At 56.2% G+C, this 25,061-nt stretch carries 22 protein-coding genes; 13 read left to right on the top strand and 9 right to left on the bottom strand.

The window, feature by feature from the left end; genetic code table 11:
• Positions 1 to 201: 201 nt before the first annotated feature.
• The 3 genes from metF to metB all read right to left on the bottom strand — a co-directional run bounded on the left by metF (position 202) and on the right by metB (position 5,019).
• The gene (gene metF, locus LQ901_RS14865) at positions 202 to 1,089 is read right to left on the bottom strand and encodes a methylenetetrahydrofolate reductase (protein WP_010864856.1); all 888 of its coding nucleotides are present in this window, start codon (positions 1,087 to 1,089) and stop codon (positions 202 to 204) included.
• A 326-nt stretch (positions 1,090 to 1,415) separates the two neighbouring features.
• Positions 1,416 to 3,857: a bifunctional aspartate kinase/homoserine dehydrogenase II gene (locus tag LQ901_RS14860; protein ID WP_152136681.1), complete on the bottom strand. Its 2,442-nt coding sequence runs from the start codon at positions 3,855 to 3,857 to the stop codon at positions 1,416 to 1,418.
• Between the two features lie 4 nt (positions 3,858 to 3,861).
• A complete protein-coding gene (gene metB, locus LQ901_RS14855; RefSeq protein WP_106912124.1) occupies positions 3,862 to 5,019 on the bottom strand; it encodes a cystathionine gamma-synthase in 1,158 nt (385 codons plus the stop codon).
• A 279-nt stretch (positions 5,020 to 5,298) separates the two neighbouring features.
• Between metB and metJ the strand changes: the two genes are divergently transcribed.
• On the top strand, positions 5,299 to 5,616 hold the full coding sequence (gene metJ / locus LQ901_RS14850; protein ID WP_010864860.1) for a met regulon transcriptional regulator MetJ: 318 nt from the start codon (positions 5,299 to 5,301) through the stop codon (positions 5,614 to 5,616).
• A gap of 133 nt (positions 5,617 to 5,749) precedes the next feature.
• Here the strand turns inward: metJ and LQ901_RS14845 are convergent, their stop codons facing one another.
• Both LQ901_RS14845 and rpmE read right to left on the bottom strand, forming a co-directional pair.
• Positions 5,750 to 7,021 carry a malic enzyme-like NAD(P)-binding protein gene (locus LQ901_RS14845; RefSeq protein WP_152105978.1) on the bottom strand — a complete coding sequence of 424 codons (1,272 nt, stop codon included), beginning with the start codon at positions 7,019 to 7,021 and terminating at the stop codon, positions 5,750 to 5,752.
• 205 nt (positions 7,022 to 7,226) lie between these two features.
• Positions 7,227 to 7,436: a 50S ribosomal protein L31 gene (gene rpmE / locus LQ901_RS14840; protein WP_010864862.1), complete on the bottom strand. Its 210-nt coding sequence runs from the start codon at positions 7,434 to 7,436 to the stop codon at positions 7,227 to 7,229.
• Between the two features lie 280 nt (positions 7,437 to 7,716).
• On the opposite strand from rpmE, the gene priA reads away from it, so the two are divergent.
• The 7 genes from priA to rraA all read left to right on the top strand — a co-directional run bounded on the left by priA (position 7,717) and on the right by rraA (position 16,037).
• Positions 7,717 to 9,963, top strand: coding sequence for a primosomal protein N' (priA, locus tag LQ901_RS14835; protein WP_233672370.1), 2,247 nt, complete (start codon positions 7,717 to 7,719; stop codon positions 9,961 to 9,963).
• Positions 9,964 to 10,174: 211 nt separating this feature from the next.
• Positions 10,175 to 11,179, top strand: coding sequence for a DNA-binding transcriptional regulator CytR (cytR, locus tag LQ901_RS14830; protein ID WP_010864866.1), 1,005 nt, complete (start codon positions 10,175 to 10,177; stop codon positions 11,177 to 11,179).
• A 268-nt stretch (positions 11,180 to 11,447) separates the two neighbouring features.
• Entirely contained in the window at positions 11,448 to 12,356 is a 909-nt protein-coding gene (gene ftsN / locus LQ901_RS14825) for a cell division protein FtsN (RefSeq protein ID WP_010864868.1), read from the top strand.
• Between the two features lie 85 nt (positions 12,357 to 12,441).
• A complete protein-coding gene (hslV, locus tag LQ901_RS14820) occupies positions 12,442 to 12,972 on the top strand; it encodes an ATP-dependent protease subunit HslV (RefSeq protein ID WP_047709348.1) in 531 nt (176 codons plus the stop codon).
• A gap of 10 nt (positions 12,973 to 12,982) precedes the next feature.
• Positions 12,983 to 14,317, top strand: a complete 1,335-nt coding sequence (gene hslU, locus LQ901_RS14815) for an HslU--HslV peptidase ATPase subunit (RefSeq protein WP_010864870.1) — start codon at positions 12,983 to 12,985, stop codon at positions 14,315 to 14,317.
• 208 nt (positions 14,318 to 14,525) lie between these two features.
• Complete coding sequence (locus tag LQ901_RS14810; protein ID WP_039046057.1) at positions 14,526 to 15,428, top strand: 1,4-dihydroxy-2-naphthoate polyprenyltransferase; 903 nt, start codon at positions 14,526 to 14,528, stop codon at positions 15,426 to 15,428.
• A gap of 123 nt (positions 15,429 to 15,551) precedes the next feature.
• Positions 15,552 to 16,037: a ribonuclease E activity regulator RraA gene (rraA, locus tag LQ901_RS14805; protein ID WP_010864872.1), complete on the top strand. Its 486-nt coding sequence runs from the start codon at positions 15,552 to 15,554 to the stop codon at positions 16,035 to 16,037.
• 165 nt (positions 16,038 to 16,202) lie between these two features.
• Here rraA and zapB read toward each other — a convergent pair whose 3' ends face one another.
• A complete protein-coding gene (gene zapB, locus LQ901_RS14800) occupies positions 16,203 to 16,442 on the bottom strand; it encodes a cell division protein ZapB (RefSeq protein WP_010864873.1) in 240 nt (79 codons plus the stop codon).
• Between the two features lie 529 nt (positions 16,443 to 16,971).
• Between zapB and LQ901_RS14795 the strand changes: the two genes are divergently transcribed.
• The 3 genes from LQ901_RS14795 (at position 16,972) to glpX (ending at position 20,749) form a co-directional block, all read left to right on the top strand.
• Positions 16,972 to 17,814, top strand: coding sequence for an MIP/aquaporin family protein (locus LQ901_RS14795; RefSeq protein WP_064978281.1), 843 nt, complete (start codon positions 16,972 to 16,974; stop codon positions 17,812 to 17,814).
• A gap of 93 nt (positions 17,815 to 17,907) precedes the next feature.
• Positions 17,908 to 19,410 (top strand): glycerol kinase GlpK, encoded by a 1,503-nt coding sequence (gene glpK, locus LQ901_RS14790; protein WP_036770049.1) that lies wholly within the window; start codon positions 17,908 to 17,910, stop codon positions 19,408 to 19,410.
• Positions 19,411 to 19,738: 328 nt separating this feature from the next.
• Positions 19,739 to 20,749, top strand: coding sequence for a class II fructose-bisphosphatase (glpX, locus tag LQ901_RS14785; RefSeq protein WP_010864876.1), 1,011 nt, complete (start codon positions 19,739 to 19,741; stop codon positions 20,747 to 20,749).
• Positions 20,750 to 20,863: 114 nt separating this feature from the next.
• On the opposite strand, the gene emrD is transcribed toward glpX, so the two are convergent.
• The gene (gene emrD, locus LQ901_RS14780; RefSeq protein WP_010864877.1) at positions 20,864 to 22,072 is read right to left on the bottom strand and encodes a multidrug efflux MFS transporter EmrD; all 1,209 of its coding nucleotides are present in this window, start codon (positions 22,070 to 22,072) and stop codon (positions 20,864 to 20,866) included.
• A 382-nt stretch (positions 22,073 to 22,454) separates the two neighbouring features.
• Between emrD and LQ901_RS14775 the strand changes: the two genes are divergently transcribed.
• Complete coding sequence (locus LQ901_RS14775) at positions 22,455 to 23,102, top strand: metalloregulator ArsR/SmtB family transcription factor (protein ID WP_064978282.1); 648 nt, start codon at positions 22,455 to 22,457, stop codon at positions 23,100 to 23,102.
• A 10-nt stretch (positions 23,103 to 23,112) separates the two neighbouring features.
• Positions 23,113 to 23,859, top strand: coding sequence for an FAD-binding oxidoreductase (locus tag LQ901_RS14770; RefSeq protein ID WP_064978283.1), 747 nt, complete (start codon positions 23,113 to 23,115; stop codon positions 23,857 to 23,859).
• A gap of 106 nt (positions 23,860 to 23,965) precedes the next feature.
• Here the strand turns inward: LQ901_RS14770 and LQ901_RS14765 are convergent, their stop codons facing one another.
• Both LQ901_RS14765 and LQ901_RS14760 read right to left on the bottom strand, forming a co-directional pair.
• Positions 23,966 to 24,379, bottom strand: a complete 414-nt coding sequence (locus tag LQ901_RS14765) for a DUF805 domain-containing protein (RefSeq protein WP_112866217.1) — start codon at positions 24,377 to 24,379, stop codon at positions 23,966 to 23,968.
• A gap of 151 nt (positions 24,380 to 24,530) precedes the next feature.
• The gene (locus LQ901_RS14760) at positions 24,531 to 24,974 is read right to left on the bottom strand and encodes a GNAT family N-acetyltransferase (RefSeq protein WP_233672369.1); all 444 of its coding nucleotides are present in this window, start codon (positions 24,972 to 24,974) and stop codon (positions 24,531 to 24,533) included.
• Between the last annotated feature and the right edge of the window lie 87 nt (positions 24,975 to 25,061).

The following is a 25,061-nucleotide window of genomic DNA, read 5'->3' as shown; positions in this document are numbered from 1 at the left end:
CGAAGGGTGCGATGCCCTGTGCTCGCTGATTGCTGCATCCCTCTCTGATCTCGTCCCCTCCGGCAGTTGCTTTAGCAACTGCCGGTTGTTTTATCCGCAGGCAGGATAATTCCCTCTATCTATAATAGCTTGTCTATTAGATCAGCGATTAGATTAGCTATTGGCTCAGCAATTATGTTAGCGCCCCGCGTCACATCCTGTTCACGCCGCAGGACGCACGCCCAGCGTGTGGCAGATGGCGTAGCTGAGCTCAGCACGGTTTAGCGTGTAGAAATGAAAATCCTTCACCCCTTCACGGGACAGCACTTTCACCATGTCCATCGCAATGCTCGCGCCCACCAGATTGCGGGTCGCCGGATCGTTATCCAGCCCGTCATACATCCGCTGCATCCAGTTCGGTACTCGCACGTTGGTCAGGGCGGCAAATTTGGTCAACTGCTTGAAGTTGGAGACCGGCAAAATCCCCGGCACGATTTCCACATCAATGCCGATCGCCGCGCAGCGGTCGCGAAAACGCAAGTAGCTGTCAACATCAAAGAAAAACTGGGTAATGGCGCGGCTAGCACCGGCATCAATCTTGCGCTTTAAATGCAGCAGATCGGCCTGCGCACTTTTCGCCTCTGGATGCACTTCCGGATAGGCCGCCACCGAAATATCAAAATCCGCCACCTCGCGCAGCAAGGCCACCAGATCGCTGGCATACAGCGCCGGTTTTTCCTGTCCGGCCGGTAAATCACCGCGCAGGGCGACAATCTGACGGATCCCGTTGTTCCAGTAATCTTTGGCAATGCAGCGCAGCTCTTGCTCGCTGGCATCGATACAGGTCAGATGCGGCGCGGCGCACAGGCCGGTTTGCTCTTTGATGGCTTTGATGATGGAGTGGGTGCGATCGCGCTCACCAGAGTTAGCCCCGTAGGTCACCGACACAAACTTCGGCCGCAGCACGCTTAAGCGCTGAATCGACTGCCACAGGGTGTTTTCCATCTCTTCACTGCGCGGTGGGAAAAACTCAAACGAGACATTAATGCGCCCGTCGAGCTCGGCCACGCTCTGATTTAAGGCTTCCAGTTGATGGGCATGGTAACTCATGGGCGCTCCTTGTCGGCCCTGCTGGCCGCTCGTGCAGGCCACCGTAAGCGGTGGCTAATTAATCCGTTAATTGACGTCCATACGTTTAGATGGCTAAACACAAGATGACCCAAGTCTACGCCCCTGTCAACGCTCAAATCAAGCAACCAAGGTATCCACTGCCAATGCGGCAATTAGCTGGTTTATCCTGCGTTATTTGCTCACCTCGCCACGATAAAATTATGCCTTCCCACCAAACCCTGCTCGCCTCGTCGGGCTGGCAAACGCGCATAAAAAAAGGAAGACCCGACGGTCTTCCCTTGCTGATTCGTGCTGCGTTTCGCGGATTACAGCAGCTGTGCCAAGCGATTAAGATCGGATTGAATCGCCCCCGCGGTCACATCGCGACCCGCACCTGGGCCACGGATCACCAGCGGATTATCCCGATACCAACGGCTTTCGATGGCAAAGATATTGTCGCCCGGCAGCAAGAAGGCCAATGGATGATCGGGGCGCAACGCCTCAATCCCCACCCGCGCCTTACCGCCGGCTTCAAAACGGGCCACGTAGCGCAGCACCAAGCCCGCTTCGCGCGCCGCCGCCAAACGCTGCGCCATGTGCTGATTGAGCGTCTCGCCCTGATCAAAGAAGTTATCCAGCGACAACTCAACCAACTCGGCGGGCACCAGTGACTCCACCCGCACCTGCTCAGGCTCCAGCGGATAACCGGCCTCGCGAGCCAAGATCACCAGCTTGCGCATCACATCTTGCCCAGACAAATCTTCACGTGGATCGGGCTCAGTTAACCCTTGCTGCCACGCTTGCTCCACCAGCGCAGTAAACGGACGGCTACCATCATATTGCTGGAACAGCCACGACAGCGTGCCGGAGAAAATCCCGCTCAGCGACAGCAGAGTATCGCCACTTTCGCGCAGGTCACGCACCGCATAGTTAATTGGCAACCCCGCCCCGACCGTGGCGTTATACAGCCAATGGCGACCGGTTTTTTCAAATGCATCGCGAATGCGGCGGTACTCGCCCGCGCCCGAGGCACCGGCTAACTTATTGGCGCTGATCACATGGAAACCATACTCGGCAAACTGGCGGTAACGACCGGCCACCTGCTCGCTGGCGGTCACATCCAACACCACCAGATCGTCATACGGATGCTGACTCATCCACTGCACCAGAGCATCATCTTCATGCGCCACCGCTTCATCGTGGAAGAAGGCCAACGCACGGCTGGCATCAAGGCCATCATAGTGCAACCAGCTGCGGCTACTATCGACTACCCCAGCCAGCACAAACTCAAAGCCGGAGCGCGCCGACAAGTTACGCTGCTCACGGGCAAACAGCTCCAGCCAACGTGAGCCGATATTGCCTTTACCAAACAGCACCAATCCGATGCGTTTTTGCGCTTGGAACAGACGGCGATGCAGCCCTTGGATCAAATACGCGGTTGGCCCTTGGCGCAATACCGCCAGCAAGCTGATCCCTTCTGGAGACTGCCAGACAAACTCCACCGGCTGATCTTGCAGTTGTTGGTAGAAACGGTGGCTGTGTAGCGGGTTGTTACACACGCCAGCCCCCACCAGCGCCACCATCGCTAACCCTTCGCGCAGGCGTAATTCCGCCGGTAAGGTGGCTTCTTGCAGCAGCAAAAAGGCGCTATTGACCACTTCGGCGGTGTAGCACAGTTGCAGCAAGTTACGATCATGGTGCGCCATGTAGGCAATCGGCTGCACTTGGACGCGGTTGAGCAAACGCAGCACATCATCACGCAGCGCCTCAAAACGTGCACTCTCTTGGGTACTCACTTCAATCAAGCACACATCATCGTGACTGGTGACGATTTTGGCGCCAGTACCGCTCGCCAGTACCCGTTCGATTTTAGTCGAGCCTTGATCCGGCTGATAACTGCAACGCAACTGCAAGTCCAGCTCGCTGCCAGACACCGGCTGCAAAGTACGGGCGTGCAGCACCGGCGCGGCCAGACGGGCCAGCTCGCTGGCTTCATCCAAACGCAGCAATGGCAACAGGCAAGCATCACTGACTTTGCGCGGATCTGCGCTGTACACCCCGGCCACATCACTCCAGATAGTCACCCGTTGCACACCGGCTAAGGCGCCGATTTGGGTCGCGGAGTAATCCGAGCCGTTACGACCGAGCAAGACGGTTTCGCCAGCTTCATTGCGGCAGATAAAACCGGTCACCACCAGACGGCGCTGCGGATGCTGCTCCAGTAAGGCTTGTAGCAGTGGCCAAGAGCGCCCTTCATCCACCTGCGGCTGAGCGGCACGCTCGGCGCGCATAAATTGACGCGCATCCAGCCAAGCAGCATCCACATCGCGCTGGTTTAAATACGCCGCCATCAGACGCGCCGACCAAATTTCACCGTGGCCGACCACTTCGGCATACACCGCTTCGCTGTAAGGGGTTTGCAGCAAGCGCGCGAGCGTGTCTAAATCGGCCAGCAGTGCTTGGCGCAGTACTTCGGCATGCGCCTCCGGCAGCAGACCGTCAATCAGGCTGCACTGGTAACGGCGCAATTCCTGCTGCGCCTGATGGGCGGCCAGCGTATCGCTATACGCCAACTTCAACCACGCAATCAGCTGATTGGTGGTGCTACCGGCCGCCGATACCACCATCAGGTCACCGGGCTGGCTGTGTTCAATCATGATGTTGGCGACCCGCTGATAACAGCTCGGATCGGCCAGACTGCTGCCACCAAATTTGTGCAGCTGTCGCAGTGGACGCCGCTCCTGCCCAGCTCCGCTGTATACGCTCATTCGGTTACCTCTCCGCCACGACCCGGAACGCCTGCTCCAGATCGGCAATTAAATCTTGTGCATCCTCAATGCCCACGGAAATGCGCAGCAACTGATCGCTGATCCCCGCAGTACGGCGCGCTTCCGGCGCCATCCCGGCATGGGTCATGGTCGCCGCATGGGAAATCAGACTCTCCACACCGCCCAGTGACTCTGCCAGAGTAAACAGCTGCAATTGTGCCACAAAATCGGCCACATCCCCTGCCAATTCAAAGCTCAGCATGGCGCCAAAACGCTGCTGCTGCCGGCAAGCAATTGCATGGCCGGGATTTTCGGGTAAAGAAGGATGATATAAACGACTCACCAACGGCTGTTGGCGCAAATATTCCACCAACGCATCGGCATTTTCTTGGTGCTGGCGCATACGCGGCGCCAAGGTGCGTAAACCGCGCAGTAATAGGTAGCTGTCAAACGCCGAACCGGTGACACCGATATTGTTGCCCCACCACGCCAGTTCGGTATACAGCGCCGGATCGGCAGCGATCACGCATCCAGCCACCACATCGGAGTGCCCATTGAGGTATTTGGTACACGAGTGCACCACCAAATCGGCGCCCAATGCCAAAGGTTGTTGGCCCAGCGGAGTCATGAAGGTGTTATCCGCCACCACCAGCGCCCCCACCGCATGAGCTTGCTGACAGATCTGGGCAATATCCACCACCCGCAGCAGAGGATTGCTCGGCGTTTCCACCAATACCAGTTTCGGTTTTTCGGCCAGTGCCGCAGCCAGCGCCTCGGGATCCGCTTGGTCGACAAAAATCACGCGGTACGCGCCGCGCTGATGCTGGCTGGCAAACAGCCGATAGCTGCCGCCATAGCAATCATGCGGAGCAACCAGCACATCGCCCGGGCGCAGCAGTAACGTGCAGACTAAGTGGATGGCCGCCATGCCGCTGGCGGTCATCACCGCACCCACACCGCCTTCGAGCTCAGCCAGCGCCTGCTGCACCACATCGCGGCTGGGGTTACCGCGCCGTGAATAATCGTGTACCCGCGGCTGGTTGAATCCGGTAAAATTGTAGGTGGATGACAAGTGGATCGGCGGCACCACGCAGCCGAACTGATCATCGTTATTCAGCCCGCTACGAATGGCGGCGGTGGCCGGTTGGTAGTGTTTGCTCATGCTGGTCATGCTCTCCCTGCGAAAACCCAACACATGCCTACGATTTCCCTCGTGCATGCGATGCTTCAATGTAGCGGCTTTTATATATAGCCGTCAATACATCTGGATGTCTAAACATCTTTGCGTTTAGATTGTAAGACCTTACATAACCCGTTAGAATTATGCGCAGGTATATCTCAATCTTCTCTGATAGCACGACCACGCTGACTTTACGCGAGAACTGTACGCGAAAACTTTACGCGCTAAGTGTCGTGCCGCGACCCAAGTACAAGGTGTTTTATGGCTAAGTGGAACGGCGAATACATCAGCCCTTATGCAGAACATGGTAAAAAAAGCGAACAAGTAAAGAAAATTACCGTGTCGATCCCGCTTAAAGTCCTGAAAATTCTGACCGATGAGCGCACCCGCCGTCAGGTCAACAACCTGCGTCATGCCACCAACAGCGAGCTGCTGTGTGAGGCCTTTTTGCACGCCTTTACCGGTCAGCCGCTGCCGACCGATGATGATCTGGGCAAAGAGCGCCATGACGAAATCCCAGTCGAAGCCAAAGAGCTGATGCGTCAGATGGGGATCAACCCCGATGAGTGGGAATATTGATGACCATTGCCGGTCAGTGGCTAGCGCGCAACTAAACGCGCGCGCTGTTCAGGCCACGTAATACCGAGAAAAATACCGACATAAAAAAACGCCGCGATTGCGGCGTTTTTTATGACTCAGAGGAGAGCAGAGCTTAAGCACTCGCCGCTTCAGTGTGACGCGCGCGCTCCGCAGCCGATACGGCCTGTGCACTGGCCACGCCTGATGCAATTGCCGCATTGGCCACCGCCTGCGACACTTTTTCCAGCAAACGGGAATCCATCGGTTTTGGAATGATGTAATCACGACCAAACGCCAAGGCCGCAACACCAGCCGCTTGCAACACGTCTTGTGGCACTGGCTCTTTCGCCAGCTGACGAATCGCCTCAACGGCGGCCAGTTTCATCGCATCGTTAATGGCACGTGCACGCACATCCAGCGCGCCACGGAACAGGAACGGGAAGCACAATACGTTGTTAATCTGGTTCGGATAATCTGAGCGGCCGGTGGCCATGATCAGATCGCTGCGAGTAGCAAACGCCAGCTCCGGCGTGATCTCAGGATCTGGGTTAGCACAAGCAAACACCACTGGATTTGGCGCCATCAGTGCCAACGCATCGGCTGGCAACAAATTCGGGCCCGATACGCCCAAGAACACATCGGCATCGGTCAGCGCATCATGCAAAGTGCGCTTATCGGTTTGACGCGCAAAGCGCGCTTTAAATTCGTTGAGATCGCCGCGATCGCTGTGGATCACGCCTTTACGATCCAGCATCAGCATGTTGTCCGGCTGTGCGCCGCATTTAACCAACATATCCATGCAGGCGGTGGCCGCCGCGCCCGCGCCCAAGCACACAATGCGCGCTTGGCCCAAGGTTTTGCCCTGAATTTCCAAGGCGTTGAGCACACCGGCCGCCGTCACAATCGCGGTACCGTGCTGATCATCATGGAAGACCGGAATATTGCAGCGCTCAATCAAACGCTGTTCAATCTCAAAACACTCCGGCGCTTTAATATCTTCAAGGTTAATACCGCCAAACGAGTCGGCAATGCGCGCCACAGTATCGACAAACTCATCGACCGTATCATGGGTCACTTCGATATCAATCGCATCGACCCCAGCAAAACGTTTGAACAGTAAGGCTTTTCCTTCCATCACCGGCTTTGACGCCAGCGGGCCGAGGTTGCCCAAACCCAAAATTGCGGTACCGTTGGAAATTACCGCCACCAGATTGCCTTTACCGGTATAGCGGTAGGCATTTTCTGGATCGCGAGCAATCTCGCGCACCGGCTCAGCCACACCTGGGCTGTAAGCCAGCGCCAGATCGTGCGCCGTATCGGCAGGTTTGGTCAGTGCGATGGTGATTTTGCCCGGCATCGGGTAGGCGTGGTAATCCAGTGCTTGTTGACGTAAATCGGCAGACATCAAAATTTCCTGCATTTATAACATTATAATTAGATGAGGGTAGTGGAGCACAGGGGATGATAATCAATCTCAGGCGGGATGCCCAGCATAACCGTGGCCGGATAATGCAGATCCGATCAGCGCACGATCGTCAGATCCGTGCCCAGATCACAGAAACAAAAAAAGCACCCGTAGGTGCTTTTTTTCGTGGTCGTCCGAGTAAAAATTACTTGGAAGCCAGTGCGCCGAAACGCTTGTTGAAACGGTCAACACGGCCGCCGGTAGACACTTCACGCTGCTTACCAGTGTAGAACGGGTGGCATTTGCCGCACACGTCCAGGTTCAGGTCGTGACCGGTAGAACCGATTTTGATTACGTTACCGCAAGAGCAAGTTGCAGTAATTTCTTTGTATTCTGGGTGGATACCTTGTTTCATGGGGAAACCTCAAGTAAAGGCCGTGTCGCTATTTGGTCTCAGCTACTGCCAGCCAAACACCACACGAGGGTTAATAACTCAGTTATAAGGCGCAGAATGATACGGCATTCGCCTACCCCTTTCAAGCCATCTGCCGTCTTTTTCACCGCTCCCGCTCGCCTTTTTTTAGCGCGCGCGCCTCACGCGCCAACGCCGCCCAGCAGGCGACAAAAGCGCGCCAAAGCCGTACACTGCCAACACCAGCTTACACTTTGAATGATAACGGATCAGCGACCCTTCGATGAGCGATACTCTAGTTCGCGTGGCCCTTCCTGTGCCACTGCCCCGCCTGTTTGATTACTGTTTGCCACACTCTTGGCAGGCGCAAGCTCGCCCTGGTGTACGGGTTCGGGTGCCGTTTGGCAAACGTGAGCTGATTGGTGTTATCGATAGTCTGCCGGATCACACCGAGATCCCGCTCGATCAATGCAAACCTGTGCTGGCCGTGCTGGATCAAGAGCCGCTGTGGCCAACCCCGATGTGGGATCTGCTGCACTGGGCCGCCAGCTACTATCAACATCCGCTGGGAGATGTGTTTGCCCAAGCAATGCCCGTTCTGCTGCGCCAAGGGCACAGCGCCGAGCCCGCCGCGCAAACCGTGTGGCAACTGACCGACAGCGGTCGCCTGTGCACACCTGAGCAGCTCAAACGCTCGCCCAAGCAATGGCAGATCATTCAGGCGCTGCGCCACGGTGCGTTGGAAAAAAGCGCCCTGCAGGCCGAAGGCTGTAGCGACAGCGCCTTTAATGCCCTGCGGCAAAAAGGCTTGATTGACCAGCAACTGCGCCAACCAGAGCTGACCGACTGGCGGCGTAGCTATCCCGCAGCGCACGCCAGTAGCACCGGCGTGCTGAGCCACAACGGCGCCGAGCCGCCGCTGCGCCTCAACACCGAGCAAGCCACGGCGGTTGCCGCCATCAATGCACAAGACGGTTTTTCCGCGTGGCTGCTCGATGGCATCACCGGCTCGGGGAAAACCGAAGTCTATCTGAATGTGATTGAGCGGGCGCTCAGCCAAGGCAAGCAAGCGCTGGTATTGGTGCCCGAAATTGGCCTGACACCGCAAACCATCAACCGTTTTCGCCAGCGCTTTGCGGTACCAGTAGATGTGCTGCATTCCGCGCTCAATGACAGCGAACGCTTGGCCGTCTGGCAGCGGGCGCGCTGCGGTGAAAGTGCCATTGTCATCGGTACCCGCTCGGCGCTGTTCACCCCCTTAGCGCGCCCTGGGGTGCTGGTGATTGACGAAGAGCACGACGCGTCTTACAAGCAGCAAGATGGCTGGCGCTACCACGCCCGCGATCTGGCGGTGATGCGCGCCCATGCCGAGCAAATTCCGATTATCTTAGGCTCGGCCACCCCATCGCTGGAAAGTCTGCTTAATGCACGACAAGGGAAATACCACCTCTTAACGCTGGCCAGCCGCGCCGGTAATGCCCGCCCGGCACAGCAGCATGTGATAGATATGCGCGGTCAGCCGGTACAAGCGGGACTGTCCGCTGCCTTACTGGCGCGCATGCGTCAGCACTTGCAGAAGGGCAATCAGGTGATGCTGTTTCTCAACCGGCGTGGTTTCTCACCGGCGCTGCTGTGCCATGAGTGCGGTTGGGTTGCCCACTGTCCGCGCTGTGAGCGTCCGTATACTTTCCATCAGGCCACCCGCGACCTGCGCTGTCACCAGTGTGATAACCAGCATCCGGTGCCGCACCAATGTCCGCAGTGTGGCTCCACACAGCTGGTGCCGGTCGGCGTTGGCACCGAGCAGGTCGAACACACCCTAGAGCAATTGCTGCCGGAATTTGCCATCAGCCGGATTGATCGCGACAGCACCCGCCGTAAAGGCGCGCTGGAGCAACATCTGGACGATATCCGCGACGGGCGCAGCCAAATCTTGATCGGCACCCAGATGCTGGCCAAAGGCCACCACTTTCCCGATGTCACGCTGGTTGCCTTGCTGGATGTGGATGGCGCGCTGTTCTCCGCCGATTTTCGCGCCGCTGAGCGCTTTGCTCAGCTGTATACGCAGGTAGCGGGTCGTGCCGGTCGTGCCGGTAAAGCCGGTGAAGTGTTACTGCAAACCCACCAGCCTGAGCACCCATTGCTGCAAACCTTGCTACAAAGCGGCTATGGCGCCTTCGCCCAGCAAGCTCTGCTCGAGCGCCAAGCGGCGTGGTTACCACCTTATACTTACCATGTATTGATCCGCGCCGAAGATCACCAAAGCGATCCGCCCGCCCAGCTGCTGACGCAACTGCGTACCATCCTCGAAGCCAGCCCCTTGCTGGACAGCGATTTTTGGCTACTGGGGCCTGCTCCAGCACTGCAAAGCAAACGCGCGGGACGCTTTCGTTGGCAACTGCTGTTACAGCACCCATCGCGGCGTAAATTGCAGCAGATCTTGGCGATCGCCAGACCCGCCTTTGAAGCATTACCGCTAGCGCGCAAAGTGCGCTGGAACATCGATGTCGATCCGATTGAGATGATCTAAATCGGGATGATCCAGAGGGCTGCGCAAACCTTTGCTCTAAAAGGCGAACTGCATCACGAAAAGAATGTAATTTCCGCAAGCAAACGAGTTTGTCCTCCTGCCACAGCTGTTTACAATATTGGTTGTTCGGCGGCTGACTTTTTGGCTGCGGATTTTGGCAGCCTGTTGCCGACAGGGAGAAAGTCAATTTCAGATGTAGGAGAACCGTTTTATGGCAACAATGAAGGACGTTGCCCAGCTTGCAGGTGTATCTACCGCCACGGTATCACGTGCGCTGATGAACCCGGATAAGGTTTCAACAGCGACCCGACAACGTGTTGAAAAAGCCGTGGTTGAGGTCGGTTACTCTCCGAACTCACTCGCCCGCAATCTGCGCCGCAACGAATCAAAAACGATCGTGGTGATCGTGCCGGATATCAGTGATCCCTTCTTTGCCGATGTGATCCGTGGTATCGAGGAAACCGCCACCGAAGAGGGCTATCTGGTATTACTGGGCGATTGTGCTCAGCAAAATGCCCGCGAGCGTTCTTTTGTCAATTTGGTGTTCACTAAGCAAGCCGATGGCATGCTGCTGTTGAGCTCCAACCTGCCGTTTGATATCAGCAAACCGGAGCAGAAGAACCTGCCACCGATGGTGATGGCCAATGAGTTCTCACCGGAGCTGGAGCTGCCGACCGTTCATATCGACAACCTGACCGCCGCCTTTGACGCCGTGCACTACCTGACTCAGTTAGGACACAAGCGTGTGGCCTGTATCGCCGGCCCAAGCAGCATGCCACTGTGCAGCTATCGCACCCAAGGCTACATTCAGGCACTACGCCGCGCCGGTATTGCGGTGGAAGAGCGTTACATGACCTACGGCAACTTCACCTTTGAAGCCGGTGCACAAGCGGTATCGCAACTGATGGCACAACCGTCGCCACCGACCGCGATTTTCTGCCAAAGCGATGTCATGGCGATTGGTGCCTTGCAGCAGGCGAAAAAACTGGGCTTTCGCGTGCCACAGGATTTGTCGATCATCGGGTTCGATGACATCAAGTTCTCGGAGTTCTGCGATCCGCCACTGACTACCGTCAGCCAACCACGCTATGAAATTGGCCGTCAATCCATGACCTTACTGCTGAACATGCTCAAAGGTCAGGATATCGGTACTAGCTCGCGTCTGCTGGAGGCCAAGTTGGTGGTGCGTGCCAGTGCTGCGCCGCCACGTCGTTAAACCGAACGTGACTCGTCACACCGGGGATTAACCGGACATGAGGTCTGTATGCTGTGGCCTGATGTCCTTCCCCTTAGCCGGTGCACGCCACCAGGCTACATCTACCCCGCGACATAGAGTGGCTGACGTAAAAGCAAGACCCAGATCAACGCCAGCGAGGCGATATGCCTTATTTCCGCATCGAGCCGCATAAAATGCCGTTACCGATGCCCCAATCTGTGTAACTTTTGCACCGGGTAACTGGTCAACACTGTTCCACTTCAGTAACATGCTTAACTTACCTGTTAACCCGTCAGATCTGATACTCACTGTGGCACAACGAGACTATGTATCCCGCGGTAAACGTTCCGCTCCGGCGCGAACCCGCCGTAATAACAAAAAAGCCCGTAAGCCGTTGCCTGTTATGGCAATCGGTCTCGCCGTGCTGCTGATCGCTGGCCTTGCCGGTGGTCTGTATTATCTTAAGCATCGCTCCGCCGAACAAGCGCAGGCTCTGCAGCAACAGCCGCATAAAAACGGCCTGCCGGTCAAACCGGAAGAGCGCTGGAGCTATATTAAAGAGCTGGAAAACAAAGAAGTGGTGGTCACTGACCACAATCCGGTTCAAGACAGCACGCCACCAACCCAATTGAGCCCCGAGCAACAGGCGATTTTGAGCCAGTTGCAGGCCGAGATGAAGCAAGCACCAATCACCTTGCCGCAAGCGGATCGGAACGGCAATATCGATGGTGAAACGCGGGTGAATCCAGATAAACCGCTGTATACACCGCCAACGGCCAGCACAGGGCAAACCGCGCGCGTGGAGCAAATTCCACCCCGTCCGGCAACGCCACCGACACCGCCAAGCAAACCGGCGCCTAGCGTGACCGAAGCCAAACCGGTACTGGTGCAGCCGCCACCGATCCCGCGTAACAGCGAAACCAGCAAGCCGGCCGAAAAACCTGCCGAAAGCAGTCAGAAATGGCTGGTACAGTGCGGTGCCTACCGTACTTCATCACAGGCCGAAGAAGTTCAGGCTACACTGGCTTTTCAGGGGATCGAAAGTAACGTGCGTACCAGCAACAGCTGGCATCGCGTGGTATTAGGGCCGTACAGCAGCCGTGCCGCGGCCGATAAACAGCAATCACGCCTTAAAGGCAGTGGTATGTCCTGTTTAATTCTTCCGGTCCAGGGTTGAAACTTACTTTCCCCATCCCCATCTAAGAAAATATGAGCCCTGCATCCTGCAGGGCATTTTCTATTCCCACGCTGAGGACCACACAGTGACAACCATCGTAAGTGTGCGCCGTAACGGCAAAGTAGTAATTGGTGGTGATGGACAGGTTTCTCTGGGCAACACCGTAATGAAAGCCAACGCCCGTAAGGTGCGCCGTCTGTATAACGATCAGGTGATTGCCGGTTTCGCCGGTGGTACCGCCGATGCTTTCACTCTGTTTGAGCGCTTTGAGCGCCAGCTGGAAATGCATCAAGGTAATCTGGTCAAGGCGGCGGTTGAACTGGCCAAAGACTGGCGCTCCGACCGCGCACTGCGCAAGCTAGAAGCCTTGCTGGCAGTGGCCGATGAGAATGCCTCGCTGATCATCACCGGTAACGGTGACGTGGTTCAGCCAGAAAATGATCTGATTGCGATCGGCTCCGGTGGCCCATTCGCGCAATCTGCTGCACGCGCTCTGCTGGAAAATACCGATCTGTCCGCCCACGAAATCGTGGAAAAAGCGCTGACTATCGCCGGTGACATCTGTGTGTACACCAACCAGCACAAAACCATCGAAGAACTGCCAAGTAAGAGCTAAGGGCCTGACCATGTCTGAAATGACTCCTCGCGAAATTGTCCACGAACTTGATCGCCACATTATCGGTCAGGACAAAGCCAAACGTGCCGTCGCCATCGCTCTGCGTAACCGCTGGCGTCGTATGCAGCTGCCTGATGCGCTGCGCCATGAAGTTACCCCAAAAAATATTCTGATGATTGGCCCAACCGGGGTCGGTAAAACCGAAATTGCCCGTCGTCTGGCCAAACTGGCTAACGCGCCGTTCATCAAAGTTGAAGCCACCAAGTTCACCGAAGTGGGCTATGTGGGTAAAGAAGTGGACTCCATCATCCGCGATCTGACTGATGCCGCGGTGAAGATGGTGCGTCTGCAATCTATCGAGAAAAACCGCTTCCGCGCGGAAGAGCTGGCCGAAGACCGCATTCTCGATGCACTGCTGCCGCCAGCGCGCGATCAGTGGGGCCAGACCGAAAAGACTGACGAGCAATCACATACCCGTCAGATTTTCCGCAAGAAACTGCGTGAAGGTCAGCTGAACGATAAAGAGATCGAAATCGAAATCTCTGCCGCCGGTAACGTAGGCGTGGAAATCATGTCCCCACCGGGCATGGAAGAGATGACCAACCAGCTGCAATCGATGTTCCAGAATCTGGCCGGTCAGCAGAAGAAAAAGCGTAAGCTGAAAGTTGCCGAAGCGATGAAGCTGCTGATTGAAGAAGAAGCGGCCAAGCTGGTGAACCCAGAAGAACTGAAAGAGCAGGCTATCCACGCGGTTGAGCAAAACGGCATTGTGTTTATCGATGAGATTGACAAGATCTGTAAGCGCGGCGAAAGCTCTGGTCCTGATGTGTCCCGTGAAGGGGTGCAGCGTGACCTGCTGCCATTGGTCGAAGGTTGTACCGTCTCCACCAAGCATGGCATGGTGAACACTGACCACATCCTGTTCATCGCCTCCGGTGCCTTCCAAGTTGCACGTCCATCGGATCTGCTGCCAGAGTTGCAAGGTCGTCTGCCAATCCGCGTTGAGCTGGAAGCGCTGACTACCGGTGATTTCGAGCGTATTTTGTCCGAGCCAAGCGCTTCCCTGACCGAGCAGTACAAAGCACTGCTGGCCACCGAAGGGCTGAACGTGACGTTTACCGATGAAGGGATCCGCCGTCTGGCCGAAGCCGCGTTCCAAGTTAACGAGCGTACCGAGAACATCGGTGCTCGCCGTCTGCACACCGTGATGGAGCGTCTGTTCGAGGAAGTGTCCTTTGAAGCCAGCGAGCGTCAAGACAAGACACTGACCGTCGATGCCGATTACGTCAGTAAGTACTTGGGCGAGCTGGTCGAAGACGAAGACTTGAGCCGCTTTATCCTGTAAGTGCTGCCCGTCAGATGACGGCGCGCATGTTGTCGCGCTCATCGGGTTGGACTGGGCGCCGTCTGCTGACGGCGCCTTTATTTTATCTGCTGTTTAGGGTCTGCCGTTGATTATCGGCGACGCCACTACCCAAAAACAGGCATACCCGCCGCCGACGCTCTGCGGTAAACTAGCACGCTCATTTTTTAACTAGCCTGAAGCCATATCCATGAGTAACTCTAAATTTGCCATCTGGCTGGAAGCCGCCCGACCGCGTACGCTGCCGCTGGCCCTGGCCTCCATTGTCACCGGCGCTGCGGTTGCTATGTGGCAAGGACGCTTCCATGCAGGGATCACAGTACTGGCACTGCTGACTGCGACTCTGCTGCAAATTCTTTCTAATCTCGCCAATGACTATGGCGATGCCGTCAAGGGAACTGACAAGGACAGAGTCGGCCCACGACGTGCGGTACAAAGTGGCTTGATCACGCCGCAGGCCATGAAACGGGCCATGCTGCTGGTACTGCTGCTGACTTTACTGAGCGGTGGGGTGTTGATCCTGCTAGCCTGCCAAAAGCCGGAAGATATTCTCGGATTTCTGGTGATGGGCGTGCTGGCGATCGTGGCTGCCATTACCTATACCGTGGGTAACAAGCCGTACGGTTATATGGGGCTCGGTGATATTTCGGTACTGATTTTCTTTGGCCTGCTCGGCGTGGGCGGCACCTACTATCTGCAAACCGGCCACTTTGAAGCCATGGTGCTGCTGCCAGCGCTCGGCTGTGGTCTGCTGGCTACAGCGGTGCTGAACCTCAACAACCTGCGTGACATCGATACCGATCGTCAGTGTGGCAAAAACACCCTGGCCGTGCGCATGGGGCCACTGTGGGGCCGTCGCTACCATCTGCTGCTGTTAGGTGGCGCGCTGCTGAGCTTGGCGCTGTACGCGGCCTTGGCAGTGCATACGGCGGTGATCTGGCTGTTCCTGCTGGCTAGCCCGCTGCTGCTGCGTCACGGTGTGGCAGTGTGGAAAGAGCCCAATGGCGCTGCGCTGCGTCCTTTGCTGGAGCAAGTGGTGAAAGGCGCGCTGCTGACCAACGTGCTGTTTGCCGCCGGACTGGTACTCAGCTGATCCTCGTGGCCGCTTTTCGGCGGCCGTCCTGCTTGCAAAATCACACGCTGTCAGCTGGTGATTTTGCAATCACCCCAGACGGGGTTATACTTCGTACAATTTCAACAACTAAAGCCTTATCCTATGAAATACGATACCTCCGAACTGTGCGATATCTATCTGGACCAAGTTGATGTGGTTGAGCCGATGTTCTCCAGCTTCGGCGGACGGAGTTCTTTTGGCGGCAAAATCACCACCATCAAATGCTTTGAAGACAATGCCTTGCTGCGTGATGTGGTGGAAGAGAACGGCCTTGGCCGGGTGCTGCTGATCGATGGCGGTGGTTCACTGCGTCGTGCACTGCTCGACGGCGAACTGGCGCGCCGCGCAGCCGAGAACGAATGGGAAGGCATGATCATTTATGGCGCGGTGCGTCAGGTTGATGAGCTGGAAGAGTGCGATATTGGCATTCAGGCGCTGGCCTCCATTCCGGTAGGCGCAGACAGCAACGGCCACGGTGAAACCGATGTGCCGGTCAACTTTGGCGGCGTGACCTTCTTACCGGAAGACCACGTGTACGCTGACAGCACCGGTATCATCCTGTCGCCAGAAGCGTTGGATCTGGAATAACACCGCTGTTAACGCGTAGCGTGCAACGTTCGCCATAAAAAAACAGAGCATAATGCTCTGTTTTTTTTATTGATATTGTAATAGCTTTGATGTGAGCACGTGCAGCGACCGAAGCAAACTCGCCTAGCGAGACTGAACCGGTTACACATCCCCACGGCGGGCCAATTACACTTCTTCCATTTTGCCCAGCAGCATGCGCAGGCGCTCTTGCCAGCCTTGATGCTCAGCGCGCAGTTGTTCATTTTCACGCAGCATCGCTTCACGTTCTGCCGCATTCTGCTGCACTTGTTGTTCCAGTGCTTGGTTCTGTTCTTTCAGATCTTCCATTTCCATCTGCAGCAGTTGGATGGTATCTACTGCTTGTTGTACTTTGGCTTCCAGCTTCTCAAATACTTCAAAAGACATAAATAAGGACTCCCTTAAACATCGCCTCATCGCGATCGGTGTGCATTTCCTTGTACTCTACCACCGGCTGCGAGCCAGCGCTATCCGGCGAGCCGCAGGATTTGCGCTGTAACCGACCGATGTTCCATATCGCGCATTGTGCACTGAGCAACGACCTGACTTAATCACGCCCGACTTTCTGCTCTCGCAATAAATCGCAATAAAACGCCATGCCACAGTCTGATTTTTGCGTTAACCATCAATTAACACTCATTACATTCATGCAAACTCGCAACCTTTCTTTCGCTTAATTGATTCAGCTATCAGAAAAGGGCTTAGCAGCAGATTACTCTGCACACGCCCAATTTTTGAGCCTGTTCACTAAATAATGAGCATTTTCTCTAAAATTTTGACCAATAACGCACATTCACCTTTTGCTGTTTTTCGTATTCGCGCTTTAACGTTACATTTACACCATTGACCAGCCAACTGGTCGAACCAGATAGTGTTTCCGATAACGTACCCCACAATAAATTCAAGGACAGCACGTATGAGCACAACGACCCAGCCCTCATTGACCGGGCAGTGTATCGCGGAATTTATCGGCACCGGCCTGTTAATCTTTTTCGGCCTCGGCTGTGTGGCTGCGGCCAATCTGGCCGGTGCAGCCTTAAGCCTATGGGAAATCAGTATCATCTGGGGTGTCGGGGTTGCGATGGCAATTTACCTGACCGCCGGAGTTTCCGGTGCCCACTTAAATCCAGCGGTCACTATCGCCCTGTGGCTGTTTGCCTGTTTTGAACGCAAACGTGTGCTGCCATACATCCTCGCCCAAGTGGCGGGCGCGTTCGCCGCGGCTGCACTGGTGTACTTCCTGTATGGTAATCTGTTCGCTGAATATGAAACTGCGCACAATATCGTGCGTGGTAGCGCCGAAAGCCTGAAAACTGCCGGAGTCTTCTCTACCTATCCACATGCGGCCATTTCTGTTGGCCATGCCTTTGTGGTGGAGATGGTGATCACTGCGGTGCTGATGGCCCTGATCATGGCGCTGACCGATGATGGTAACGGTCTGCCACGTGGCCCAATGGCTCCACTACTGATTGGTTTGGTGATTGCCGTAATCGGTGGCGCAATGGGTCCACTGACTGGCTTTGCGATGAACCCAGCGCGTGACTTTGGTCCGAAACTGCTGGCGTTCTTGGCGGGTTGGGGCGACATGGCCTTAACCGGCGGACGTGATATCCCTTATTTCCTGGTGCCAATTGTGGCGCCGATTGTCGGTGCCTGCCTGGGTGCTGCGGGCTACCGCGCCATGATTGGTCGCAACCTGCCATGCAATACCTGCCGCCTGTCTGATGAAGACGAAAGCGCGCAAACCAAGCAAGCCTGATCCAAAGTGGTGCGGGGAAACTCGCACCCCTTGATGAACAATACGCTAAAAACCACCACAATAAACATTACCTAGGGTAGAACAATGGAATCGATGATGACTGAAAAAAAATACATGGTCGCGCTGGACCAGGGTACGACCAGTTCCCGCGCCATAGTCCTCGATCACAATGCCAATGTCGTTAGCGTATCGCAGCGCGAATTTACCCAGCATTACCCGCAAGCCGGCTGGGTTGAGCATGACCCAATGGAAATCTGGGGTACCCAAAGTGCGGTACTGGTGGAAGTTCTGGCCAAAGCCGGTATTACCTCAGATCAGGTGGCCGGTATCGGGATCACCAACCAGCGTGAAACCACCATTGTGTGGGAAAAAGAAACCGGTAAGCCGGTCTACAATGCCATCGTATGGCAGTGCCGTCGTACCGCACCGATTTGCGAAGACTTAAAAGCGCAAGGTCTGGAAGAGTACATCCGCCACAACACCGGTCTGGTGGTTGACCCGTACTTCTCCGGCACCAAAGTAAAATGGATTTTGGATCACGTGGAAGGTGCCCGTGAGCGCGCCAAGCGTGGTGAGCTGCTGTTCGGTACCGTCGATACTTGGCTGGTGTGGAAGATGACCCAAGGCCGCGTACACGTGACCGACTACACCAACGCCTCCCGTACCATGCTGTTCAACATCCACACCTTGGATTGGGACAGCAAGATGCTGGAGGTCTTGGACATCCCGCGTGAAATGCTGCCACAGGTACGTCCATCCTCTGAAGTGTACGGCCAAACCAACATTGGTGGTAAAGGCGGTACCCGTATCCCAATCGCTGGTATTGCTGGTGACCAGCAAGCCGCGCTGTTCGGCCAAATGTGTGTACAGCCGGGCATGGCGAAAAACACCTACGGTACCGGCTGCTTCTTGCTGATGAATACCGGTAAGGAAGCGGTACGCTCCCGTCACGGTCTGCTGACCACCCTGGCCTGCGGTCCAAAAGGCGAGCCAAACTATGCCTTGGAAGGTGCCGTGTTTATCGGTGGTGCGTCGATTCAGTGGCTGCGTGACGAGCTGCGTCTGCTGGGCGACTCGTTCGATTCTGAATACTTCGCCTCCAAAGTGAAAGACAGCAACGGCGTGTATGTGGTGCCGGCCTTTACCGGTCTGGGCGCGCCTTACTGGGATCCGTATGCCCGTGGCGCCATCTTCGGTCTGACCCGTGGCGCGAACCGTGACCACCTGATCCGTGCGACCTTGGAATCCGTGGCATACCAAACCCGTGACGTTCTGGATGCGATGCAAGCCGACTCCGGCACGCCGCTGAAAGCGCTGCGCGTTGATGGCGGTGCGGTGCAGAACAACTTCCTGATGCAGTTCCAGTCTGACATTCTGGGCACCACCGTTGAGCGTCCAGTGGTGCGTGAAGTGACTGCGCTGGGTGCCGCCTATCTGGCCGGTCTGGCCATCGGCTTCTGGAAAGATCTGGACGAGCTGCAGTGCAAAGCGGCGATCGACCGCGTGTTCGAGCCAGGCATGTCCGAAGGCGAACGCGCCCGTCTGTACAAAGGCTGGCAAAAAGCGGTGAGCCGCGCCCAGCACTGGGAAGATTGATCGTCACCGTATGCTGACCCGCTATCACACTGATAGCCCTCTCCACCCTATGACAAACCGCGCTTCGGCGCGGTTTTTTTTATCCCTCGAGCGCCTTTGCTGTTTTCTATCGCCCTTTCATCTACGCGATACCATTGCTCTGCGCCATAATTCATCCACCGCACCTCAATGCTCGCTGTTGCAGCCGAGTGTCATCCGACAAATGTATCCTGCATCACGCTTTTATTTTCCATTACGCAAACGGTTACTTTGACTTTTGTGATACCATCAGCGGCGTTTTTTGATCCTTAGTCTTTTTGTTCAATCTCTTGCATACAGGTTTGCTCCCATGAAACGTGAATTAGCCATTGAGTTTTCCCGGGTGACTGAAGCAGCGGCACTGGCCGGGTACAAGTGGCTGGGTCGTGGCGATAAAAATACCGCCGATGATGCGGCCGTCCGCGCCATGCGCATCATGCTCAATCAGGTCGACATCGCCGGTGAAATCGTGATCGGTGAAGGGGAAATCGACGAGGCGCCGATGCTGTACATCGGAGAAAAAGTCGGGACAACCAAAGGCGATGCGGTAGATATTGCCGTCGATCCGATTGAAGGCACCCGTATGACCGCAATGGGACAAGCCAACGCACTGGCGGTACTGGCGGTTGGCGAGAAAGGCACCTTCCTGCGCGCCCCTGACATGTACATGGAAAAACTGGTGGTCGGCCCAGGCGCCAAAGGCGTGATTGATTTGAACCGTTCACTGGCTGACAACCTGATGCGCGTAGCCGCCAAGCTGGATAAACCGCTGAGCTCGCTGACCGTGATCACCTTGGCCAAACCGCGCCATGAAGCGGCGATTGCCGAGATGCAAGCCTTGGGCGTGCGCGTGTTCGCCATTCCTGATGGCGATGTGGCCGCCTCAATCCTGACCTGTATGCCCGAGAGCGAAGTGGATGTGCTGTACGGCATCGGCGGCGCGCCAGAAGGGGTGATTTCTGCGGCGGTGATCCGCGCGCTGGATGGCGATATGCAAGGCCGCCTGCTGGCCCGTCACGACGTGAAAGGCGATAGCGCCGAAAACCGCCGTCTGGGTGAAAGCGAGTTGGCGCGCTGCGCCGAAATGGGCATTGAGGCCGGTAAAGTGCTGAGCCTGTCCGATATGGCACGCAGCGATAACGTGATTTTCTCCGCCACCGGCATCACCAAAGGCGACCTGCTGGAAGGTATTCACCGTCAGGGCAATGTGGCGACCACGGAAACCTTGCTGATCCGCGGTAAATCGCGCACCATCCGCCGTATCAAATCGACCCATTATCTGGATCGTAAAGACGCCGCCATCTGCCAAATCATTTTGTAAGGCTGCGCGTTGAGCGCCTTGCCACTCGGCCATGCGCTGCGAAACCGCAAAACCGCACAAACAAAAACGGCGCTCATGATGAGCGCCGTTTTTATTGGTCGTGTCAGCCACCGCTTAGCCAATCCGGCGACTTACCAGCATCTGCTCATGCTGACGCGCCCGCCACACAATCAGTGCCCAGTTCAGCACAATCAGCACCGCCATGCTCAGCATCAACAGACCCAACGTGGTCTGGCCGTGCATCGGCAAACTGGCTGACAACCAAGTGGTGATCCCCGAGCCCATATTTTGCAAACCGCCCACCAGCGCACCAGCGGTACCGGCCAGCAGTGGGAAGGGGTTCAGCGCACCGGTGGTCGCCAGCGGGAACAGCATGCCACCAGCGAAGAAGAACATCGCCGCTGGGATCAGCAAACTATACACGCTCAGCATGCCCAGCACGCCGCACAGCCACATGCTAAAGCCAGCCAGCAGCGCCGCGCTAACGGCAATCCACATCAGCTGATGCAAAGAGAAGCTTTTTTGCGATGCCAGCCACGAGCCAACAAACGCCGCCGGTAATGGCAGAATAAACAAAATGCTGACCGTCACTTCGCTCAGGCCCAGCTCGTTGCTCATCAGTACCCCTGCACTGGCTTCAAATACTGCGATCCCCGCCAAGGCAAACACCATGATCAGCACGTAACCGAGGAAATCAGCATTGCCCAGCAGGTGCCGATAGCTGCGCACCAGTCCCATGGCATTGTTTTTCGCCGCTTCCGGACGGGTCTCCGGCAGCAAGGCCGCCATCGCCAGCCACACGCCCGTTCCCAGACACAGCAGGAACACAAAGCACGCGCGCCAACCAAAGTGAGTCGACAGCACACCACCCAATACCGGCGCCAGCAGAGGGCTGAAAATAATCCCCATACTGATCAGGCTATTGGCGCGGCGCAGTGCCGCGCCTTCAAACAGATCCCGCGGTACGGTACGGATCATCACCCCAGCCACCCCGGTACCCATGCCCTGAATGGCACTACCGGCCACCAGCATATCCAGTGACGGCGCCAGCAGCGCAAACACGCAGCCGAACACAAACACCAATAAGCCGGACAACACCATCGGACGACGGCCAAAGCGATCCGACAGCGGACCATACACCAACTGTGATAAACCGTACGTCAGCAGATAGGCAGCCATCACCGCCTGCACTGCCCCCGGGCGCACCATCAAGCCGCTGGCAATCTGCGTCATTGCCGGTACGTAGATGGTCTGGGTCATCTGCCCGACCGCTACCAGCAAAATCAGCAGCAATAACATTTTATTTTCTTGTGCTTTATTCATTTTAATCAGGCTTCAGTTACCCTGCCGGAGCCCCACCGGCTGCGAGCAGACAGTGTGAGATGCAGAGTTTACTTCTTGGTATTAAGGGAAAATCAGATGGAAAAACGACCGAAATGATCAGACGCGATACGATAGCAAAGTCGTGAGCTTGCTCACAACTCCTTATCCTGTAACGCCTTGGGGCGTCTGTACAAATAACCCCGCACCGAATGGAAATAAAACTTTACATTTATGCTCTACCGCCTCCACAGCATGCCTGCACGCTGACTCTGTGCACAGCCTACGCCTTGCCATTCGAGTTAAGTAAAGCTATTGCTTTATAAACAACAGGGGGCATAATACACAACATATTAACAATTTCCGTCACCCAGTGAGTCATGAGATGAAAACTGCGGATATCATCCTGCACCGCCTGAAAAGTCAGGGGCCGCTGCCGGTCAAGGCGCTGGCCGAGCAACTCGGCATGACCACCATGGGCGTGCGTCAGCATATGCAGCAACTCGAGCAGCAAGCGCTGGTGCGCTACGAAGATCAGCGGGTCAAAATTGGCCGTCCGGTGCGTTACTGGAGCCTGACCGCACAAGGGCATGCCCAGTTTCCCGATCGGCATGCCGAACTCTCCGCCCATCTGCTGCTGGCCGTACAGCAGCAATATGGCGAACAGGCGCTACCCTCGTTGCTGCAAACACGGGAAGATCAGCTGGCTGCACAATATGCGCAGGCGATGGTGCACGCCACCACCCTCGAAGCGCGGCTCAGCGCCTTAGTGCGCCTGCGTGAACAAGATGGCTACATGGCATCGCTGCAAGCGCAGGATGACGCCTTTATCCTGACCGAGCAACACTGCCCGGTGTGCCACGCCGCCAGTCAATGTCAGGCACTGTGCAGCAGTGAACTACGCTTATTCCAGCGCCTGCTGGGTGACGACTGCCACATTGAACGAACCGAACATATTGTCGGCGGTGACCGGCGCTGTACCTACCGGATCACCCCACGACACGCCTCTTGCTCCCCCCTCTCGCCCCAATAAGGAGTCAGCCATGACTGAATGGGTTGCAGGCACCGTGATCAGCAACACCCGCTGGACTGAGCGGTTGTTCTCATTACGAGTACGGGCTGATATTGCCCCGTTTCAAGCCGGTCAGTTCACTAAACTGGCGTTGGATCTCGATGGTGAGCGCGTGCAGCGCGCTTACTCATATGTCAATGGCAGCGCTAATCCGGAGTTAGAGTTCTACATTATTCAGGTGCCGCAAGGGCGTCTTTCACCGGCGCTGCAACGTCTGCAGCCGGGCGACTCCCTGTGGTTAACCCGCGATGCCAATGGCTTTTTTGTCCTCGATGAGATCCCGCCCGCGCGCGATTTGTGGATGCTAGCGACTGGCACCGCCATCGGCCCTTACCTGTCGATCCTGGCCGACCCGAGCGCGTTAACACGCTTTACCCATCTGCGCCTGATCCACGCCGTGCGCCGGCAAGAAGATTTAAGTTACCTGCCGCAGATGCGCGAGTTAGAGCAGCGTTACGCTGGCCGCCTACGCTGCCTGACGGTGGTCAGCCGCGAAGCCAATCCTGATGGGCTGGAAGGACGGATCCCAGATCTGCTGACCAGCGGCGCTCTCGAGCAGGCCGCCGACTTAGCGATCAGTGCCGAGCACAGTCACCTGATGCTGTGCGGAAATCCACAGATGGTACGCGACACCCAAGCCTTACTGAAAGAACAATATGGCCTGAGCAAGCACCTGCGTCGCAAGCCAGGGCAGATCACCAGCGAGCATTACTGGTAAGCGAAGCTTCGCTCCGCATGCCGGATCAAAAAAGTGGCCACGGTGGGCCACTTTTTTTATGTTTTCTGATGTTGTTTTCTGTTGTCGGTTTGCGCTGTCGCCGTGCTTATCCACGCCAGCGGATTGCGGTTGGCAGGTCACCAAAACGATTAGCTTGCGGCTGACCACGAAACACCCCGCAATCGAGCACCAACACCACCAGCACAAACAGCGGCATAAAGCGTGCAATCGCCCATTGCCAGAACGGATCGGTCACATGCGGCGCTAAACCGGGAAACAAAATAGGGATCAGCAGCAGAGCCGAAAAGCCCGCCGGTTTGCCACGATCGTGCAGGCGTTTACTGATCACCGCCAGCAGCGGCCACAACAACACCAATACCCACGCATCACGCAGCAACGGATAAGCCGATAACAGCGCCGTGCCCAGCATCAGTAGCAGCAGACAGACTGCAATACCCAGCCAGAATCCTCGACGATCCAGTCGTCCCTGAAATGAAAACAACCACGTGCTTATCGGCATAACTCACCTTTGTATCCAGTCACTCTATCAGGCCGCACATTATCCTGCTTCCAACGGAACTTCCCAGCAGTAAAAGTGCAAGGCGTGCGAAAGCACACAACTTTAGCGCCTACCACGTGCCACATCCACGCCGCTGATAGCTCACGCGAAGCTACAAGGTCAACGCATACAGCAGGCGATTATCCAGCGGTTGGTAACCCAAAGACTGATACAGTTGCCGCGCCGGATGATTGGCAAACTCGGTATCCAACACCAACGCCCCGGCGTTAGTGTATTCGGCAAACTCGCGCGCTTTTTCCATCAGCGCCCGCCCTACCCCTTGTTCGCGAAACGCATCATCCACGTACAAATCATTGACCAGCCACGTGCGCTGCACATCAATGGAAGAAAGCAGCGGATACAACTGCACAAAACCCAGCAGCTGCGACTCCTCTTGGACCGCGACAAAAATGATGCTCTCATCAAAGCGGATGCGATTTTTCAAAAAGACCTGCGAACGCTTCAGATCCGGCTTCCCGCCAAACAGCACTCGATAACGCTCAAATGACTCGGCCAGTAACTCCAAATTCCAGATTTCGGCTTTAAACAGACGCATGCCCTCTCCTTAGGCCTTTTCAATCCTCTGTTTCAACGTTAGCCTACTCGGGTTAAAAAATCGACAGCGGGACGTGGCTTTGTCCCA

The organism is Plesiomonas sp. PI-19 (genome assembly GCF_021368255.1).
In the GTDB taxonomy this organism is placed as follows: domain Bacteria; phylum Pseudomonadota; class Gammaproteobacteria; order Enterobacterales; family CAMTGL01; genus Plesiomonas; species Plesiomonas shigelloides.
Note: the sequence above shows the minus strand (reverse complement) of the source record. Positions and strands in the feature narration are given on the sequence as shown.